Annotated in this window: 16 protein-coding genes; 5 read left to right on the forward strand and 11 right to left on the reverse strand. The window is 73.3% G+C overall.

Annotated features, from left to right (window positions below; translation table 11 throughout):
* Positions 1-8: 8 nt before the first annotated feature.
* Positions 9-455: an HIT domain-containing protein gene (locus KF840_20990; protein MBX3027383.1), complete on the forward strand. Its 447-nt coding sequence runs from the start codon at positions 9-11 to the stop codon at positions 453-455.
* Positions 456-586: 131 nt separating this feature from the next.
* Here KF840_20990 and KF840_20995 read toward each other — a convergent pair whose 3' ends face one another.
* From KF840_20995 to KF840_21020, 6 genes are all read right to left on the reverse strand, one after another.
* Entirely contained in the window at positions 587-1,588 is a 1,002-nt protein-coding gene (locus tag KF840_20995; GenBank protein ID MBX3027384.1) for an NAD(P)H-dependent glycerol-3-phosphate dehydrogenase, read from the reverse strand.
* A 22-nt stretch (positions 1,589-1,610) separates the two neighbouring features.
* Positions 1,611-3,227 carry an AMP-binding protein gene (locus KF840_21000; GenBank protein MBX3027385.1) on the reverse strand — a complete coding sequence of 539 codons (1,617 nt, stop codon included), beginning with the start codon at positions 3,225-3,227 and terminating at the stop codon, positions 1,611-1,613.
* A complete protein-coding gene (locus KF840_21005; protein ID MBX3027386.1) occupies positions 3,224-3,673 on the reverse strand; it encodes a nuclear transport factor 2 family protein in 450 nt (149 codons plus the stop codon). The genes KF840_21000 and KF840_21005 overlap by 4 nt, the downstream gene beginning before the upstream one ends.
* Positions 3,674-3,931: 258 nt before the next feature.
* Positions 3,932-6,178 carry a sulfatase gene (locus KF840_21010; protein ID MBX3027387.1) on the reverse strand — a complete coding sequence of 749 codons (2,247 nt, stop codon included), beginning with the start codon at positions 6,176-6,178 and terminating at the stop codon, positions 3,932-3,934.
* A 103-nt stretch (positions 6,179-6,281) separates the two neighbouring features.
* Positions 6,282-7,862, reverse strand: a complete 1,581-nt coding sequence (locus KF840_21015; GenBank protein ID MBX3027388.1) for a long-chain-fatty-acid--CoA ligase — start codon at positions 7,860-7,862, stop codon at positions 6,282-6,284.
* A gap of 2 nt (positions 7,863-7,864) precedes the next feature.
* Positions 7,865-8,227, reverse strand: coding sequence for a cupin (locus tag KF840_21020; GenBank protein MBX3027389.1), 363 nt, complete (start codon positions 8,225-8,227; stop codon positions 7,865-7,867).
* Between the two features lie 111 nt (positions 8,228-8,338).
* Between KF840_21020 and KF840_21025 the strand changes: the two genes are divergently transcribed.
* Complete coding sequence (locus KF840_21025; protein ID MBX3027390.1) at positions 8,339-9,625, forward strand: AarF/ABC1/UbiB kinase family protein; 1,287 nt, start codon at positions 8,339-8,341, stop codon at positions 9,623-9,625.
* A gap of 388 nt (positions 9,626-10,013) precedes the next feature.
* A complete protein-coding gene (locus KF840_21030; GenBank protein ID MBX3027391.1) occupies positions 10,014-10,673 on the forward strand; it encodes a transglycosylase SLT domain-containing protein in 660 nt (219 codons plus the stop codon).
* Between the two features lie 96 nt (positions 10,674-10,769).
* Here KF840_21030 and KF840_21035 read toward each other — a convergent pair whose 3' ends face one another.
* From KF840_21035 to KF840_21055, 5 genes are all read right to left on the reverse strand, one after another.
* Positions 10,770-11,762, reverse strand: coding sequence for a VOC family protein (locus KF840_21035; GenBank protein ID MBX3027392.1), 993 nt, complete (start codon positions 11,760-11,762; stop codon positions 10,770-10,772).
* Positions 11,759-13,303, reverse strand: a complete 1,545-nt coding sequence (locus KF840_21040) for a GMC family oxidoreductase (protein MBX3027393.1) — start codon at positions 13,301-13,303, stop codon at positions 11,759-11,761. Before KF840_21040 ends, KF840_21035 begins: the two co-directional genes overlap by 4 nt.
* The gene (locus KF840_21045) at positions 13,300-14,085 is read right to left on the reverse strand and encodes an aquaporin (protein MBX3027394.1); all 786 of its coding nucleotides are present in this window, start codon (positions 14,083-14,085) and stop codon (positions 13,300-13,302) included. The genes KF840_21040 and KF840_21045 overlap by 4 nt, the downstream gene beginning before the upstream one ends.
* Positions 14,086-14,203: 118 nt before the next feature.
* Positions 14,204-15,319, reverse strand: a complete 1,116-nt coding sequence (locus tag KF840_21050; GenBank protein MBX3027395.1) for a glucose 1-dehydrogenase — start codon at positions 15,317-15,319, stop codon at positions 14,204-14,206.
* Positions 15,320-15,413: 94 nt separating this feature from the next.
* Positions 15,414-16,103 (reverse strand): sigma-70 family RNA polymerase sigma factor, encoded by a 690-nt coding sequence (locus tag KF840_21055; protein MBX3027396.1) that lies wholly within the window; start codon positions 16,101-16,103, stop codon positions 15,414-15,416.
* A gap of 461 nt (positions 16,104-16,564) precedes the next feature.
* Between KF840_21055 and KF840_21060 the strand changes: the two genes are divergently transcribed.
* On the forward strand, positions 16,565-17,515 hold the full coding sequence (locus tag KF840_21060; protein MBX3027397.1) for an alpha/beta hydrolase: 951 nt from the start codon (positions 16,565-16,567) through the stop codon (positions 17,513-17,515).
* Positions 17,505-18,911: an amidase gene (locus KF840_21065; GenBank protein MBX3027398.1), complete on the forward strand. Its 1,407-nt coding sequence runs from the start codon at positions 17,505-17,507 to the stop codon at positions 18,909-18,911. The genes KF840_21060 and KF840_21065 overlap by 11 nt, the downstream gene beginning before the upstream one ends.
* Positions 18,912-18,917 lie beyond the last annotated feature (6 nt).

Consider the following 18,917-nt stretch of genomic DNA (forward strand, 5'->3'; position numbering starts at 1 on the left):
CGCGGCGCATGGATGTCGACGGCACCTGTATCTTCTGCCGCATCGTCAGCGGCGCGATGCCCTGCCACCGCGTCCACGAGGACCCGCACACGCTGGTCTTCATGGACATCTTCCCGGTCGCCGACGGCCACACCCTGGTGATCACCAAACAGCACGCGGCGACGATCTTCGAGGCCGACGAGACGGCGCTGACGGCGGTGGCCGCCACCGCCCGCCGGGTGGCGCACGCCATCCGCGCGGTGCTGGCGCCGGACGGCCTGATGGTGTTCCAGCTCAACGGCGCGGCGGCGATGCAGACCGTGTTCCACTACCACATGCACCTGCTGCCGCGCCGCGCCGACGAGCCGCTGGCGCTGCACACGCGCGTGCCCGGCGATCCGGCGCGCCTGGCCGAGCTCGCCCGCCAGCTCGCCGCGGCGCTCGGGCGGCCGCCGCGGCCGTCGTCCAGCACCTGAGGGTCGGTCCGAGGAGGGAGCCGAGCCTGGCATCCCGCCGCGATGCGCCGGCGCTCGCGCCGCTCGGCCGCCGACCGCGCCGCGGCGCGGTCCCGGGGGCATCGCGACCGCGGCCCGCGCTCGAGGCGCGGCTACCCCGGATCCTGCTCCGAACCGGCGGCGACGCGCATCAGGCCGCGATACGCCTGTTGCGGCGTCGAGCCCTCGTGCACGACGCGGTAGACCTCGCGGGCGATCGGCATCTCGACGCCGTACTTCTCCGCCAGCTCCATGACGACGCGCGAGGTCTTCACGCCCTCGGCGACCATGTGCATCTCCTGGCAGATGTCGTCGATGGTGCGCCCCTTGCCGAGCTGCTCGCCGACGTAGCGGTTGCGGCTCTGCCGGCTCATGCAGGTGGCGACCAGATCGCCCATGCCGGCGAGACCGGCAAAGGTCTGCAACTGCCCGCCCATGGCGACGCCCAGGCGGGTCAGCTCGGCGAGCCCGCGGGTGATCACCGCCGCCTTGGTGTTGTCGCCGACGCCGAGCCCGTCCCCCATGCCGGCGGCGATGGCGATGACGTTCTTCAGCGCCCCACCGACCTCGCAGCCGACCACGTCCTGGTTGGTGTAGACACGGAAGATCGTCGACTTGAACACGCGCTGCAGCTCGCAGACGATGGTCTCGTCGTCCATCGCCACGACGCTGGCGGCGGCGAACCCGGCCATGATCTCGCGCGCCAGGTTGGGACCGCTGAGCACGCCGGCGGGATGGCCCGGCAGCACCTCGCCGATCACCTGCGTCATGCGCAGCAGCGACCCCTGCTCCAGCCCCTTCGCCAGGCTGATGATCGGCACCCAGGCGCGGACGAACGGTCGCGCCTGTTCCAGCACGTCGCGGAAGCCGTGCGACGGCACGCCCATCACCAGCACGTCGGCGGCCCGCGCCGCCTCCTCCATCGACGCCGTGGCGCGCAGGTCGCGGCTCAGCCGCGAGGTGCCGAGATAGCGGGCGTTGGTGCGCCGGGCGTTGATCTCCTCGGCGATGTCCGGATCGCGTGCCCACAGGACCGTCGGGCAGTTGTGGGCCGCGATGCTGGCGACCGTGGTGCCCCACGACCCGGCGCCGATGACGGCGACCGTCAGGCGCATCGCCGCTCCCCGCCGCGCCTCGTCACGCCAGCCCCAGGCGCTCCAGCGCCACCTGCCGGGTGCGCGCGAAGTCGGCCTTGCCGGACGGGCTGCGGTAGACGTCGTCGACCTGCAGCACGTGCCGCGGCGCCTTGTATCCGGCGAGGTGCTGCTTGACGAACGCCTTCAGCGCCTCGCCGTCGAGCGGCGCGCCGGCGGAGACGACGGCGGTGATGGCCTCGCCGAAGCGCTCGTCGGGCACCCCGACCACGACGCAGTCCAGGACGCCGGGGAAGCGCTTCACCACCTCCTCGACCTCTTCCGGGAACACCTTCTCGCCGCCGGTGTTGATGCACACCGAGCCGCGGCCGAGCAGCGACAGGGTGCGACCGTCCTCGTTCACCACCGCCCAGTCGCCCGGCACCGAGAACCGGCCGTGCGGCGTCTCGACGAAGGTGCGGGCGCTCTTCTCCGGATCCTTGTAGTAGCCGACCGGCTGCGGGCCGCCGACGCCGACCAGTCCCTTGGCGCCCGGCACGGCGTCGAGCAGCGCGAGCTGCTCGCTGAACAGCCGGGTCGTGTCGGAGAGTTGGAAGGTGCCGGTCTGCACGACGCCGGCGGCGGTGGTCACCGACAGGCCCATGCCGACCGCCTCCGACGAGCTGAAGGAGTCGATCAGCATCAACTGCGGCGCCGCCGCCAGCAGCCCCGCCTTGGTCTCCTGGCTCCACATGACGCCCGAGGACGAGATCAGGGCCAGCGACGAGAGGTCGTACGGGCGCGGCGCCTCGCGCAGCGCCCGCAGCATCGGCTTGGCGAAGGAATCGCCGACGATGGTGACGCTGGTGGCGCGCTCGCGCTCGACCACCTGCCACAGCTCGTGCGGGTCGAAGCGCGTCGGGTTGTCGAGCAGCAGCACGCTGCCGCCGGCGAGCCAGGCGATGACGCTGGTGAACCAGCCGGTGCCGTGCATCAGCGGCGGACCGATCAGGGCGCGCATCGGGATCGGCGGATTGGCGACCACGGCGCGCAGTCCGTCGAGCGAATCGGGCGGCGGCATCAGGCCGCCGCCGGCGAGGCGCAGGAAGAGATCGGCCTGCCGCCACATGACCCCCTTCGGCATGCCGGTGGTGCCGCCGGTGTAGAGGAAGAGGTGGTCGTCGGGCGAGCGCGCCACGCGCGGCGCCGGCCGATCGGTTTCGGCGACGGCGTCGTAGCCCGCCGCGCCGGGGAGCCCGTCGAGCGCGCCGCCGCCGTCCTCGTCGATCACCAGCACCCCGCGCAACCGCGGCAACTGGCCGGCGACCGCGCGCACCAGCGGCACGAATTCGGCGTGGACGATGGCGATCTCGGCGTCGGCGTTGTCCAGCAGGTAGCGCAGCTCCGCCTCGCGGTAGCGGTAGTTGACGTTCACCGGCACCAGGGCCGCCTTCATCGCCGCGTACACCCCCTCGACGTAGGCGGGGTGGTTGTAGGTGTAGACGGCGACCTTGCCCTGGTGGGTGGCGCCGCGCTCCAGCATCCAGGCGGCGAGGTTGCGCGCCCGCCGCTCGACCGCGGCCCAGGTGCGCCGCGTCCCGCCCTGCACCACCGCGTCCTGGGCGGCGCAGGTCTCGGCCACGGCGTCGAAGGCGTCGGCGAGATTGAAGCCGCCGCTCATGCCGGCTCCCGCGGCGGCGCCGCGTTGCCGCCGGCGGCGCGGAAGGCGGCGCGCGCCGCCAGGCTGGCGCGCACGTCGTAGATGTCCTCCTCCCGGCACCACAGGCCGCCGCGGTAGCGCAGGTAGGACACGGTCGGGAAGGCGATCGGCGGGCCGCTCGGATCCGCCGGGTTGGGATAGGCGTTGTCGATGCAGAAGCAGACCTGGTCGCCGTCGATGAGCTGCCAGGTGGGCTGCGGAAAGTACATGTCGGGCACCCCCGCCATCACCGAGGTGATCCAGGCGCGGATCGCCTCGCGGCCGTGGAAGGTGCCGTACTGCGCCTCGACGTAGACCGCGTCCTCGGTGAACAGATCGGCCCAGGCGTTCCAGTCGCGGCGGTAGGCGCCGGTCTCGAGATAGCGCTGGAAGGCGCCTTCCACCTCGGCGCGGCTCGGCATCGCCATGTGCGTGACTCCCCGTGCGGTTCCTAGCCCGGATTATTCATGAATTCGCTACTGCGAGCGCCGATCGTCCGCCATCTCCGGCCGTGCTCGCTCCTCCCACCTCGACAGACCATCGAGTCTGCCTGCGTCGGTCGTCGCTGCGCTGGGCCAGATCTGGCGCACGCTCGGCGCTCTCGCTACGCGAACCCATGAATGATCCAGGCTAGGCCGGATCGCCCGCGGGGGTCAACGCGCCGGCGGCGCGTGGGCGGTGGGCGGTCAGTGCAGGTAGCCGAGGGCGCGCATGCGCTCCTCGAGCGCGCCGTCGGGCACCAGGGTCCGCTCGGCGCCAACCGGGACGGCGTTGCGGAACGCCGGCAGGCGGGCGAACAGCGTGCCGGCGCGCACCGGCTGCACGTCGGCCAGGTCGCGCGCCTCGCCCGGGTCGGCGGCGATGTCGTAGAGCGCGATCCGCGGCTCGGGTCGCTCGGCGACGATCGAGTAGATGAGCTTGTGGCGGCCGACCAGCAGCGAGGCGATGCTGCTCGGCTTCCCGAGCGTGCTGTAGGCCGGCGGCCTGGGCGCGTCCGGGCAGTCGAGCGCCGGCAGCAGGCTGGTGCCGTCGAGCGCCGCCGGCGGATCCGCGCCGAGCGCATCGAGGATCGTCGGCAGGATGTCCACCTGCTGCGCCGTGGCGCCGATCACCGTGCCGGCGCGCCATTGGTGGGGGAACTTGATCAACAGCGGCACGTGCAGCAGCTCGCCGTACAGCGAGTTGGCGTGCGAATAGTAGTCGTGCTCGCCGAATCCCTCGCCGTGATCGGCGACGACGACGATCAGCGCGTCATCGTACAGCCCGCGGGCCCGCAGAGCGGCGACGAGGCCGCCGAAGGCATCGTCCACCGACGCGATGTCGGCGTCGTAGAGGGCGATCATCTGCTGCCGCTCCTCCGCGGTGAGTCGGCGCGTGCCTTTGACGACGCCGTCCAGCACGTGCGGCAGCCCGAGCTCGAGATCGGCATCGCCCGCCAGGGCCTCGCGGAACGGCGACGGCGGCAGGTACGGATTGTGCGGGTCGGAGGCGTGCAGGTACAGGAACAGCGGCCGACTGGACTGGCGGTCGTCCACCCACCTGAGGGCGGTGTCGTGCAGCACCGTCGCCGGCTGGTGCATCACCTGCGGCGGCCGCCCGCCGAGCGCGGGGGGAATCGGCTCCTCGGGCAACAGCGTGTAGGTGGCGAAGCCCTGGTTCAGGCCATACTCGGCGGTGATGACACTGTTGGTGATGAAGCCGGCGGTGTCGTAGCCGCGCGCCGCCAACACGCTGGCCAGGGTCGGCATCGGCGCCAGCACCCCGTGGCCGCCGATCGCGTTGTGGCGCGGCGGCGTCAGCCCGGTCATGATCGACGCCATGGACGGGCGGGTCCATGACGACTGGGCGACGGCGTAGGCGAAGCGCACGGCATCGGCGGCGAAGGCGTCGAGGTGCGGCGACGTCGGCCGATCGTAGCCGTAGCAGCCGAGATGGTCGGCGCGCAGCGTGTCGATGACGTAGAGGATCACCGGCGTGGTCGCGGTCGCCGGCGGGCGCGGCGCGCGACATGGCGGCGCCTGCCCACGCGGCACGTCCAGGCGCGGCGCGTCGAGCACCACGCCGCCGCCGGCGCCCGCCGCGCCGGTGGCGCGCAGGCGAAGGCGCGCCGGGCCGCCGGCGTCGATCGACTCCTCCCACGGCGCCGGCGTCGCCCGGACGCCGACCGTGACCTGGCGCGCGACCGCGCCGTCGCGCTCGACGGCGACGACGAGGTCCGAGGCGTCCGCGGCGGCGAGCGGACGCACGGCGTCGACATGGAAGGTCGCGCCGTCCGGCAGATCGACGAAGAAGTCGACCTGCGAGCCGCTGGGCAGGGTCAGCGACCCACCCGCCGGCCCCGCCGCCGCGGTCGGCGCGGCGCCGTCGGCGAGCCCATCGAAACGCATCCAGCTCCAGGCCACCGACAGGGCGCGCCCGTCGTCCGACCCGGGCGACAGGCTGCGCGGTCGCCGGGCGTAGCCGTAGCGAAGCTCGAGCGTGTTGACGCCGGATCGCAGCGCCTCGGCGGCGAGCGGAAAGCGGTAGACGCGTTGGTCGCGCAACAGCTCCAGGCGCCCCTGCGGCGTGCCGTTGACCGCGAAGTCGATGGTCTGCGGCGGGGCATCGGGGTCCGGAAACGGGCCGCACTGCAGGGTCAGGATCAGCGACCGCGGCGCGGCGACGTAGAACTCGAGCAGCGACCGCGTGCCGAGCGCCCACAACATCGTCCGGCCGTCCTCCCAGGTCTCGTCCCGACCCCAGCCGAGGAGCAGATGCTGGCGCGCCGCCGGGGTGCCGAAATCGACCAGCGTCGTCTCGTGCCACGCCTGCGCCACCGGCAACTGCGCCGCCAGGTCGATGCGGTCGCTGCGCGCGCAGGCGGCCAGGGCGGCGGCGCAGAGGCCGAGCGCCACCATGCGTCCCGACCCGCTCCACCGTGCGCCGCGTCGCACCTGCAACTCCCCTCGCCGACCTACATCCCGCCGCCGGCGCCTGCAACCGCGATGCGCGCCCCGTTCTCATCGCCGCGGATCGCCGCCGCGGCCGCCGCGCGCCTCAATTCACCCGGCGCGAGCCCTGCCAGTAGCGCTCGCGCAGCTTGAACTTCTGCAGCTTGCCGGTGGCGGTGCGCGGCAGCTCGGCGACCAACTCGATGGAGCGCGGACATTTGAAGTGCGCCAGGTGCGTGCGACAGAAGCGCAGGAGCTCGCTCTCGTCGGCGGCCTGCGCGGGACGCAGTACCACCAACGCCTTCGGCGTCTCGCCCCACTGCGGGTCGGGAACGCCGATCACCGCGCATTCGAGCACCGCCGGGTGTTGGTAGAGGACATCCTCGATCTCCGACGAGCTGATGTTCTCGCCGCCGGAGATGATCACGTCCTTCTTGCGATCGACGATGTGGACGTTGTGCACCGCGTCCCAGACCGCCAGGTCGCCGGTGTGGAACCAGCCGTCGCGAATCGCCTCGGCGGTCGCGTCCGGCTGCTCCCAGTAGCCCTCGAACACGACGTTGGAGCGGGCGCAGACCTCGCCCACGGTGGCGCCGTCGGTCGGCACCGGATGGCCGTCGCCGTCGAGGACGGCGATCTCGACCCCGATGCCCTCCACCCCGGCCCGAGCGCGGCGCGGCCAGTCGTCCTGGCGGGTCGCGAAGTCCGGCGCCGAGACGGTGAGCAGCGGCGCGGTCTCGGTCAGGCCGTAGATCTGGATGAACTGCCAGCCGACCTCGCGCTCGAGCCGTTCGATGAAGGCGGCCGGCGGCGGCGCGCCGGCGACGGTGAAGCGCGGCCGGGTGCGGATCGCGTGCGCGGCCTTGTCGGGATAATCGAGGACGGCGCGCAGGACCGCCGGCGCCATGCAGGCGAAGGTGACCCCCTCGCGGGCGATGAGCTCGTAGATGGCGCGGGCGTCGATGCTGCGCAGCACCACGTGCGTGCCGCCCTGGGCGGTGAGCGCGTAGACGCCGCCCCAGCCGTTGCAGTGGAACATCGGCAGGGTCCACAGCTCGACGTCGTCGTGGCGCACCCCGAGATGGGCGATGAGGTTGTACGCGTTCAGGTAGCAGTTGCGGTGCGTCAGCATGACGCCCTTCGGCCGCGCCGTGGTGCCGGAGGTGTAGTTGATCGACACCAGGTCGTCCTCGTCGATGGCGCGCGGCGGCGCTGGCGGCGGGGTGTCCGGCGCGGCGGCGATCCAGTCCTCCCAGTCGCGCCACCCGGCGGCGGCGCGGCCGTCGGAGCTGGCGCTGATCCAGTGCTCGACGCGGCGCAGGTCGGGGCGGATCTGGTCGATGACGGCGGTGTGCTCGCTGTCCACCAGGACGCAGCGGACGCCGGCGTGGTCGAGGATGTACGCGTGATCGGCGGCGATCAGCCGGTAGTTGAGCGGCACGAGGACGGCGCCGATCAGGCTCGTGCCGTAGAAGCTCTCGAGGAAGTAGTGCGAGTTCGGGCTGAGGATGCAGACCCGATCGCCCTGCCCGATCCCCAGGCCGCGCAGGGCGTTGGCGAGCCGCCGGGCGCGCGCCTGGAACTGGCGGTAGGTGAAGCGGCGGTCGCCGTCGACCACCGCCAGCTTGTCCGGGTAGAGGGTCGCGGCGCGGCGCAGGAAGTCGGTGACCAGCAGGGGAACGCGCACGCTCAGTCCTCGCGGTGCACGGTGGCGGGCGAGAACGCCGGCAGGCAGACGGCGATGTATTCCGCCCCCTCCGGCTCCGGCGTCGAGTAGCGCACCCATTCGCCGGGCGCGGTGACCACCGCCTGGCCGGCGCGCACCTCGAGCGCGCCGTCGGCGTGCTCGACGCGCAGCATGCCGGCGAGGACGATCGTGTACTCGGTGAACTCCGGCCGCTGCGCCGGCTCGCTCCAGCCAGCGGGCGAGCGCATGTGGGCGATGCTGACGGCGTCGGTGGCGCTGTTGACGCGACCGACGTACTCGTCGATCAGCTTCGGCTTGTTGCCCGCGGCGGTGACGCGGGTCGGCTGCTCGATGTGGCGCGGCATGGGGACCCTCCGGCGGTCGCTATAGGACAGCGGCGGCGCGAGATGAAGCACGCCGTCCCGGCCGGCGCCGGCGTTCTTGATCTCTCCGCGCCGCCGTGATTCGTGCCGCCGGTGCTCGAGCTCGTGCGGCGCTCCCTGCAGATCGCGGCGGCCATCGTGGTCGGCGCCGCGGTCTTCGTCCGCCACCGCGTGGCGATGCGCGGCGACGACGCCACGCCGCGGGCGGCGGGCATCGCCCTGGTGCGGCTGTGCACGCGGCTGGGGGCGACGTTCATCAAGGTCGGGCAGATCGCCTCGACGCGCGCCGACCTGCTGCCGCGGCCGCTGGTCGGGGAGCTGGCGGCGCTGCAGGACCGCGTCCCCGCCTTCCCCGCCGCGGTCGCGCGCGCCGCGATCGAGCGCGAGCTCGGGCGACCGCTGGCGGCGCTGTTCGCCGCCTTCGACGACGAGCCGCTGGCGGCCGCGTCGGTGGCGCAGGTGCACCGCGCCCGCCTGCCGAGCGGCGAGCTGGTGGCGGTCAAGGTGCGCCGGCCCGACATCATCGACAAGGTGCGGCACGACCGCGCCATCCTGCTGGCGCTGGCGCGCGCCGGCGAACGCGTCGTGCCGTCGCTCCGCCTGGTGTCGCTCCACACCGCGATGGGGATCTTCTGCGATGCCGTCGAGGAGCAGCTCCACTTCACCAGCGAGGCGGCGAACAACGTCCGCTTCCGGGAGAACTTCGCCGCCGACCCGGAGATCGACTTCCCGCGCCTGTACCCGGCGCTGTGCAGCGACGGCGTCCTGACCATGGAGCTCATCGAGGGCGTGCGCGAGGCCGACCTCGACGCCCATGCCATCGACGTCACCCGGGTGGTCACCGCCGGCATGCGCTGCGTCTGCCGGATGATCTTCTCGCACGGCTTCGTGCATGCCGACCTGCACGCCGGCAACCTGCGCTTCTTCCCGCCCGGCCGGGTGGTGCTGCTCGACCTCGGCCTGGTCGGCCGCCTCAACGACGAGGACCGACTCGGCGTCGCCGCCACCCTCTTCGCCTTCGCCTCCGGCGACGGCCGCACGGTGGCGCGGCTCTTCTACGACGGCGCCCCGTACCGCGCGACGCCGGACTACGACGCCTACGAGCGCGAGGTCGTCGAGGTGGTCGAGGGCCTGCACCGGCGCGGCATCGGCAGCATGCAGATCACGGTCGAGATCGGCCGCCTCTTCGACATCCTGCGCCGCCACCACATCCACGCCCGCAGCCACATGACCATGGTGAACCTGGCCCTGATGGCCGCCGAGGGCCTCGGCAAGCGCCTGGCCCCCGAGCTGTCCCTCTCCGACGAGGCCCTGCCCTACCTCGCCGAGGCCCTGAGCGCCCCCGGCGCCGCCGCTGAGCCCGCGACGGCCGACCAGTAGGACCCGCTCTGCGCCGCCGGCCGCCTGCGGATCGCCGCTTGCGGGGCCGGACCGGACAACTCGAGCTCCCTACCGGACAACTCGAGCTTTCTAGATGATACGGGGCGATTCTCGCTGCGGCCCCTCCGCTCGTCACGGGTCGCCAGACAGCAATCGCATGTAATCGGCAGCTTACGGGTCCGGATGAGCGGCGACGGCAGCACCGGCGGCGGCGCCAATCAGATTCCCTGCCATTTGCCATTAGGCCTTTTGCACGACGCGGTGGTTGCCTTCGCCATCCCCCGCTTCTAGCGTGCCCCTCGTGACCGCTGGCCTGCCTGGTCGTGGTCACTCGGCCCGCTCGGAGGGAGGACGCGTGCCAGTGAACAGCCACCTATCCCAGAGCCTCGTGCCCAAGACTTGCCCATCGACTGCCCGCCACGGCTGGACCCTGCGCCTGCTCGCGGCGGCGGGATGGAGCGGCGTCGCCATCGTCACCCTGGCCCCCAGCCCGGTGGCCGTCCCGGAGCGACTGACCGTGCCCGAACCGGTGCTTCTGGCCGCCGTCGAGCGCCGCGCTCCAGAGCCCCCACCCGACCCGGCCCGCACGGTCGCCAAGGCGCTCACCGACTGCCCCAACCGGCTGTCGCGCGAGGAGCGCTGGAACATCGCCCGCATCATACAGCGGGAGAGCATCGAGCACGGCTACGATCCCCTGTTCATCACCGCCCTCGTCCAGGTGGAGAGCGGCTGTTCAGCGACGGCGCGCGGCGGCGGCGCCATTGGCCTCACCCAGCTCCTGCCCTCGACCGCCCGCGGGGTGGCGGCGCGCGCCGGGATCCCCTGGCGGGGGCCCGAAACCCTGAAGGACCCATCCGCCAATGTCCGCCTCGGGGTTCACTACCTGAGCGAGCTCGAGGACATGCTCGACTGCCCGTATCGCGCCGTCGCCGCCTACAACATGGGGCCGGCGCCGGTGCTGCACATGTCGACCCGCCGCGCCCGACGAGTCGGGTACGTGCGCAAGGTCCTCGATCGCTACGAGCACCTGCGCGACCAGTACGCCTGATCGGTAGCGGCGGGCTGCGGCCCGCCACCCCTGGCTCGACGGGAGGGTGGAGAGGCTGGAGCGGGCGCGCTGGCGGTGGCGGGTTGGAGCCCGCCGCTACGGGTGCGGCGCCGGCTCGACGATCTCGACCGCGTGGCCGTCGGGATCGCGCAGCGTCAGGCCGCGATCGATGCCGAGCTCGTCGTCGGGCGGATCGGCGACCGGCCCGGCGGCGAGCTGCTCGAGACGTCCGCCGGCGCCCACCACCAGGCGGGTGGCCCACCACACCAGGTCGTTGGCGCGCGCGTCGGCCGGATACGGGCGGCCGTCGCGCGGCGCCAGGTACTCAAGCAGCTCGATGCCCGGACCGCTGCCGGCGCGCAGTCCGGTGATGCGCACCCGCGATCCCCGAAGGCCGTTGAGGGCGTCCTGCTCGGCGCCGCTGTTCAGGCTGTGCCCGGCGACCCGAAAGCCGAGCCGGTCGCGGTAGAACGCCAGGCTCGCGTCGGTGTCCGCCACCGCGATCGCGGTGTGGTCGATGCCGCGGAAGACGGCCTCGCCGGCCGGCGTCTGCCAGCGCGCATCGCCCTTGCCGGGCGGGAACCAGATCAGCTCCAGGGGATGGCCGTCGGGATCGCGGAAGTAGAAGGCGCGGATGCCGCCGGCGTCGCGATTCCAGTCCGGCAGCCGCTGCGGCCGGCGGGAGATCGCCGCCACGCCGTGCGCGCGCAGCCGCGCGTAGGCGCGATCCATGTCGCTGACGACGATCGCCGCGTGCTGGAACCAGCGGTCGTTGCTGCGCGCCCCGGCCGGCGTTGGGCGACCGGGCGGCGTCAGGTACTGCGCCAGCTCGAGGTGCTCGTCGCCGAGCCGCAGGCGGGCGACGCGCATGCGCAGCGGGGCGACGCCGCGCAGGTGCTCCCACGCGGCGCCGGTGATCTCGTCCTCGCGCTCGACCCGGAAGTCGAGCACCTCGGTGTAGAAGGCGCGGCTGCGCGCCAGGTCGCCGACCGTCAGGGTGACGGCGTCGACCGCGGCCACCGGCAGCGCCGCGGCGGCCGCGGCGGCGGCGCACAGCAGCGCCGCGACGAGGGCCGCCAGCCGCGTCATCCGAGCCGCGCCCGCAGGTGGTCGCCGACGCGGAGGGCGTTGGCGATGATGGTGAGCGCCGGGTTCACGGCGCTGCTCGACGGAAAGAAGCTGCCGTCGACGACGTAGAGGTTGTCGACGTCGTGGGCGCGGCAGTGGCGGTCGAGCGCCGACTGCCGCGGATCGTCGCCGAAGCGCACCGTGCCGTTCTGGTGCGCGACGCCGGCGAGCGGGATGCGCGCCGGGACGTAGGCGGTGAGGCGCACCAGGTGCTCGTCGTGGCAGCGGATCGCCTTCAACAGGCTCTTCAGCTTGCCGATCAGGCGGCGGTGCGCCTCCTCGTTGTTCGGCGCGTAGCACAGGCGAATGCCGCCGTCGCGGTCGACCAGCACCCGGTTCTCCGCGTCGGGCAGGTCCTCGGAGGTAAGCCAGAACGGCAGCGTGTGCGCCGCCATGACCTCCAGCGACATGGTGGGAGCGAAGCGCGGCGCGCCGGCGCGCAGGATGCCGGCGTCGACCTTGCCGATCATCGAGATGTGCCCCATCGGCAGCTCGGAATCCGCCGACGGCCCGTAGAAGTCGTTCAACCCCCACGTCTTGTGGAACACGGTCGGGTTGGGCTCGCGCGACACCGCCAGCAGCATCGAGTTGAGGTGGCACATGTAGTGGCGGCCGACGACCCCGGAGCGATTGGCGAGCCCGTCGGGATGGGCGTCGTTGGCCGAGCGCAGCAGCAGCGCCGCCGAGTTGATCGCGCCGGCCGAGACCACCACCACGTCGGCGCTCAGGGTGAGCCGCTCGCCGTCGCGCTCGACCTCGACGCCGGTCACCCGGCCGCCGCCGCTGTCGGTGCGCAGACGGGTGACCCGGGCGCGCGTCAGCAGGCTGACGTTCGCGTGCTCCAGCGCCGGATCGACGCAGATCACCTGCGCGTCCGCCTTGGCCTGCACCAGGCACGGGAAGCCGTCGCAGGTGTCGCAGCGGATGCAGCGGCTGCGCTGCGGGTTCGCCTCGTCGCGCAGGATGCCGACCGGCATCGGGAACGGCTGGTGCCCGAGCCCGCGCAGGTCGTCGACGAGCTGCTGCACGCGCGGCTCGTGTCGCAGCGGCGGGTGGGCGTAGGGCGCGCTCGCCGGCGGTTCGGTCGGATCCGTGCCGCGCTGGCCGTGCACCTGGTACAGGTGCTCGGCGCGCGTGTAGTAGGGCTCGAGCTCGTCGTAGTCGATCGGCCAGGCCGGCGACAGGCCGCCGTGGTGGCGCACGACGCCGAAGTCGTGCGCCCGCATGCGGATCAGCGCCGCGCCGTAGAACTTGGTGTTGCCGCCGACGCAGTAGTGGGCGCCGGGGTGGAGCTCGCTCCCCGCCTCGTCCCGCCACGTTTCGGTGATGTGATAGCGGTTCTCGACCGCGACCGCGTGCGAGTCCCAGTTCTGCTTCTCGCGCGGCACGTAGTCGCCGCGTTCGAGCAGCAGGATCTTCTTGCCCGACGGCGCCAGGCTCCAGGCGAGCGTCCCGCCGCCGGCGCCGCTGCCGATGATGATGACGTCGTAGTGCATGCTCATCCGTCCTCCCCGAGCGCCGCGTAGTCGCAGCGAAAGATGCAGCGCCCGCCCCCGCGGTGTCGCAGCTTGGCGCAGTACACGCGGCCCCCGCCGCGCAGCCGCAGGTAGAGCTCGGCGGCGGCGAGCATGCCGAGCGGCGGGGCGACGAAGTAGATCCAGAGGCCGCGCCACTCGCCGGCGATCAACGCCGAGGCGAAGCTGCGCGCCGGGTTCATGCTCATCCCCGAGAGCGGCGCCTCGAGGCTGATGTAGGCCCACACCAGCAGCCCGGCGACGATGCCCGTGTAGCGCGCCAGGGCGGCGATGTTCGAGGTGACGAGCACCATCGCCATCATGACGGACGAGATGGCGAGCTCGGCGGCGAAGGCGCGCGCCGTGCCGGCCGGCCCGGGGAGGGTCGCCGCGTAGCGCACCGCCGGATGCCCGGCCGTCATGCGCGCCACGGCGCACACCAGGAGGACGCCGGCCAGCCCGCCGGCGAACTGGGCGGCGACGTAGGCGGCGGCGTCGCCGCGGGCGACCTTGCCCAGACGCAGGAAGGCGAGGGTCACGGACGGATTCAGGTGCGCGCCGGAGCGCCGTCCCCATGGCGAGTAGATCAGGGCCATCGCCGTCAGCCCCATCGCCAGACCGATCAGCACCCGCCGCAGCAGCGGATCGGCGATGGCGCGGCGCACGGCCGAGTCGGGATGCTCGAGGGCGATGGTCACGCCGCAGGCGGCGATCATGAACACCCCCAGCAGCGCCGCCTCGATCAGGTATTCCGGCAGATGGTCACGCATGAGGTCACGCTCCGATGCGCCGGCAGCACGCCGGTTTCCCGGCCCAACACGCGCCGCGCCCCCCGCCGAACGGTCAGTGGTCGGGGAAGGAGGTTGGCGTGGGTGCGGACGCCGGCGCTCAGGCCGCGAAGCGCAGGACGTTCTTGATCCCCTGCAGCGGCCCGAGCAGCAGTTCCTGGTAGTGGTCGACGGCGTGCCGGCCGGTGATGAGCGATGCCACCGCCGCCGGCCAGCGCGCCGTGAAGCGCGCCAGGTCGGCGATCGCGGCGGCGAAGGCGTCATGGCCGGCATTGACGGTGCCGAACACCACCTGGTTCTTGAGCACCAGGCTGCGCATCAGCGCGTCGGTGTCCACCGTGATCGGCGCCTTGCGCCCGGGCACGCCGGTGAAGATGAAGATGCCGTTCACGCCCAGCACCTTCATCACCTCGAACGCCACCGCCGACGCGCCGGTGGCCTCGTACACCAGGTCGATGTTGCCGACCCGGGTCGCGAGCTGCTCGACGCTGGCGTCCTGCGCCGACACGTAGTGGGCGCCGATGCCGGCCACCACGTCGGCCTTCGGGTTCGGCGCGCGTTCGCGCGAGTAGACCCAGGTCTCGAAGCCGGCGTTGACCAGCGCCATGGCGCCCAGCAGGCCCACCGGACCGGCGCCGATCACCAGCGCGCGGTGACAGCTCTGGCGCGGCGCGCCGGGCGTGAACGCGCACGCCCACGGCAGCCGCTGCTGCACGTGCTCGACCTGGATCAGCGCCTTCTCGGCGATGGTCAGCGGCTCGACCAGCACCGCGACGTCGCGCAGCGCCGGCGGCACGACGTGCATGTAGCGTTCGTCGTCCACCACCAGCTCGGTCATGAAGCCGTGCAGGCCGCCGATGCCGCGCTCGTGGAAGTCGCCGGTGGAGCAGAAGTCCTGCCGCCCGCCGCGGCAGGGCTGGCAGTGGTCGTGGGCGCACGGCCGGCGCACCATCGTCACCACGAGGTCGCCTGGCTGGACGCGCGTCACCTCCGGCCCGACCTCCACCACCTCCGCCAACGACTCGTGCCCGAGCACCAGGTGCTCGCTGCCGCACGGCGGCGTGCCGTACTGGAAGGTGCAGATTTCGCGATCGGTGCCGCAGACGCCGACCTCGAGCATGCGCAGGCGCGCCTGCGTCGGGGCGCTGATGCGCGGCGCCTCGTGGTCGACCAGCTCGACGGCGCGGCGTCCCGGATTGACAGCGATGGCTTTCATCGACCTGGATCTCCCTTCGCGCCGTTCGATGCGGCAGGCGCGCCGCCGTTTCCGCCTGTCACGGCCGGGCAGCGCCACCGCGGGCCCGCGCTGGTCAGCCGACGGCGAGACTCGGCGCGTCGGCGGCGAGGGCGCGCTCGATCAGGGTGCGCAGCGCCTGGCGGGCGCGATGGAGGCGGATCTTCACCGCGTTGGCGCTGATGCCGAGCAGCGCCGCCGTCTCGTCGGTGTCGAGCTCGTCGAGGTCGCGCAACGTCAGGACGACGCGGTAGGTCTCCGGCAACTGGGCGATGCAGCGGCGGACCAGGCGCCGCGTCTGCTCGCGCTCCAGCAGGACGTCGCTCGCCGTGTCGCCGTCGCCGACGCGGTCCGCCCAGTGGCCGTCCTCGACGAAGCGCGGCAGCAGCTCCTCGATCGAATGCTCCGGCCGCGCCTTGCGGCTGCGCATCCGCATCAGCACCACGTTCACCACGATGCGGTGCAGCCAGGTCGACAGCCGCGACTGACCGGCGAACTGCCCGATGTGGCGGAATGCCGACAGCAGCGCCTCCTGCAGCGCATCCTCGGCATCGTCGTCGTTGCCCAGCATGCGGCGCGCGGTGGCCAGCAGGCGGGCGCCGTAGCGGCGCACGATCGCTTCGTAGGCCTCGCCGTCGCCGCGGCGCAGGCGCTCGACCAGCCCGCGCTCGTCGTCGCCGCCGCCCACCGCCTCGGTGCGTGGTCCTTCGAGCAGCTCGAAGATGAAGGCGGACGCGCCCAACAGCACCGCGCCCTGCCCCTGCATGCGAGCCAGCAGCGCCGCGCCCGCGGCGTCGGCGTAGGACACGCCGGCGAGGTCGAGCACCGGCGGCTCGCCGCCGGCAATCGCCGCGGCGCACACCGACTCCAATTCGCCGACGCTCGGCCCCGCCAACCGCCCCTCGATCTTCAACCGCACCATCCCAGCGTCCCCGTTCGTCTCCGTGATACGCAGCATGTCGAACCTCCCTCGCGGCGTGTTGCGTCTGTCTGCCGAGCCCCCTTTTGCCAGCCCCGTGCCAGCGCTGCGGAAGCGAGCCGCGATCGCGTCGGCTACGTGAATTCAGTGACTTGGACGCTCGCCAGATCGCATCCGCCGCCTCCCATGGGAGATCGTGGCCACGAAGCCGCGAATACTCGCGGCCCGTCGTGGGCCGTCGTGGCTGGCGGGACGCGGGGCGCGTGGGGACTTGTCTCGGCGCCGGCGAACGGCGAAGGGTGACCGACATGTCCGCCAGCTCCGAGTCCCTCGCGCGGGCGCTCCTGTCGCACGCGCGGCGGCGGACGCTGTCGCTCCCGGGTCGCGGCATCGAGACCGCGTTGCTCGACTGGGGAGGCGACGGCCCGCTCGCCCTGCTCCACCACGCCAATGGCTTCTGCAAGGGCACCTGGGCCGAGGTCGCCGACGCGCTGCGCGATCGCTTCCGCGTCGTGGCCCTGGACGCGCGTGGCCACGGCGACTCGTCGCGCCCGGAGGGGGCGGGCGCCTATGACTGGCCGCGCTTCGCCGAGGATCTGGTGGCGGTCGCCGAGGCCCTGGTCGGCGAAAGCCGCGACGGCCAGATCGCGCTCGGCATCGGCCATTCCTTCGGCGGCACGGCGATGATCGGCGCCGCGGCGCGCCGGCCGGGGCTGTTCTCGCGGCTGCTGCTCGTCGATCCGGTGGTGCCGCCGCCGCCCGGTTCCGGCATCTCGCCCGCCAACACGCCGGCGCTGCGCCGCCTGGTCGAGGGCGCGCGCCGCCGCCGGGCGCACTGGCCGTCGCGGGCCGCCGCCCGCGCCTACTGCCGCGAGCGCCGCTTCTTCACCTCGTGGCGGCCGACGGCGATCGAGCTCTACCTGCTCGACGGCATGCGCGAGCACGCCGACGGCTCGCTCGAGCTGAAGTGCCCGGGAGCGGTCGAGGCGGCGGTGTTCGGCAGCAGCGACACCGTCGACGTCTTCGCCCTCGCGGCGCAGGTCAGCGCGCCGGCGCTGGTGCTGTGGGCGGAACGCGGCGACTTCCCGCGCCCGATCCACGAAGCGCTCGCCCGAACCCTGCCCGCCGGCCGCTTCCGCGCCGTCCCCGCCGGCCATCTGGTGCCGATGGAGAACCCGGCGCTGGTGGTGGACGCCGTGGACGCAGTGCCAGCCGAGCCGACCGCCGCTGGCGATGGAGGACGTGCCGATGGCTGCTGACGATCTCTGCTGGTTGAGCCTCAGCGAGGCGTCCGATCGCCTCGCCCGCCGCGAGCTGTCGCCGGTGGAGCTGACACGCGCCGTGCTGGCGCGCATCGAGCGGCTCGACCCGGCGCTGCGCGCCTACCTGGCCGTGCTCCCCGAGGCGGCGCTGCAGGCGGCGCGCGCGGCCGAGGCCGAGATCGCGGCCGGGCGGCGGCGCGGCCCGCTGCACGGCGTGCCGGTGGCGGTGAAGGACCTCTGCGACCTGCGCGGCACCGCGACCACCTGCGCCTCGCGGGTGCGCGATGCGCAGCCGGCGACCGCCGACGCCACCTGCGTCGCCCGCCTGCTCGAGGCGGGGGCGGTGATCGTCGGCAAGACCAACCTCACCGAGTTCGCGCTCATGGGCCATCACCCGGAGCTGCCGATCCCGATCAACCCGTGGAGCGCCGACCACGCCACGGGCGGCTCCTCGAGCGGCTCCGGCGTGGCGGTGGCCGCCGGCCTCTGCGCGGCGGCGCTCGGCACCGACACCGGCGGCTCGATCCGCATTCCCTCGTCGTGGTGCGGCACCGTCGGCTTGAAGCCGACCTACGGCCGGGTCAGCCGCGCCGGCGTCTTCCCCCTCGCCGCCTCGCTCGACCACGTCGGACCGCTGGCGCGCCGCGTCGCCGATGCCGCGCACGTGCTCGATGCGATCGCCGGCGCCGACCCGCGCGACCCGACGACGCCGCGCCAGCCGCCCCCCGGCTGCGCCGCGGCGCTCGCCGACGGCGCGCGCGGCCTGCGCGTCGGCTGGGACGAGACCTACGCCACCACCATGGTGCTGCCCGAGGTCGCCGCCGCCGTGCACGCCGCGGTCGAGCAGCTCGCCCGGCTCGGCGCCGCGATCGTGCGCGTCCGCGTGCCGCCGGTCGAGGACGTCGTCGCCGCCTGGCCGGTGCTCTGCGGCGGCGACGCCCTGGCCGCGCACTCGCAATACTTCCCCAGCCGGGCGGCGGCGTACGGTCCCTCGTTCCGCAGCTTCCTGGAATACGCCAGCCGCCTCAGCGCCGCCGACTATGCCCGCCGGCACGAGCAACGGCTGGAGTGGGCGGGGGCGTTCCGCACGCTGTTCGAGGACTGCGACGCGCTCGCCTGTCCGTCCACCTTCATGCCGCCGCCGCCGGCCGACGCGCTCGATCCCTACGGCGCGTTCAGCGACACCATCGCCCCGTTCATGCGTTTCACCGCGCCCTTCAACTTCAGCGGCAGCCCGACGCTGTCGCTGCCCTGCGGGATGACGGCCGACGGCATGCCGCACAGCCTGCAGTTGGTCGGCCCGCACGGCGGCGAGGCGCTGCTCTGCCGCCTCGGCCACGCCTACGAGCAGGCGACCGACTGGCACCGCCGGCGGCCGCCGCTCGCCGTCTGATCGCGC

It is taken from the genome of bacterium (assembly GCA_019637795.1).
Taxonomy (GTDB): Bacteria; Desulfobacterota; Binatia; order HRBIN30; family CADEER01; genus JAHBUY01.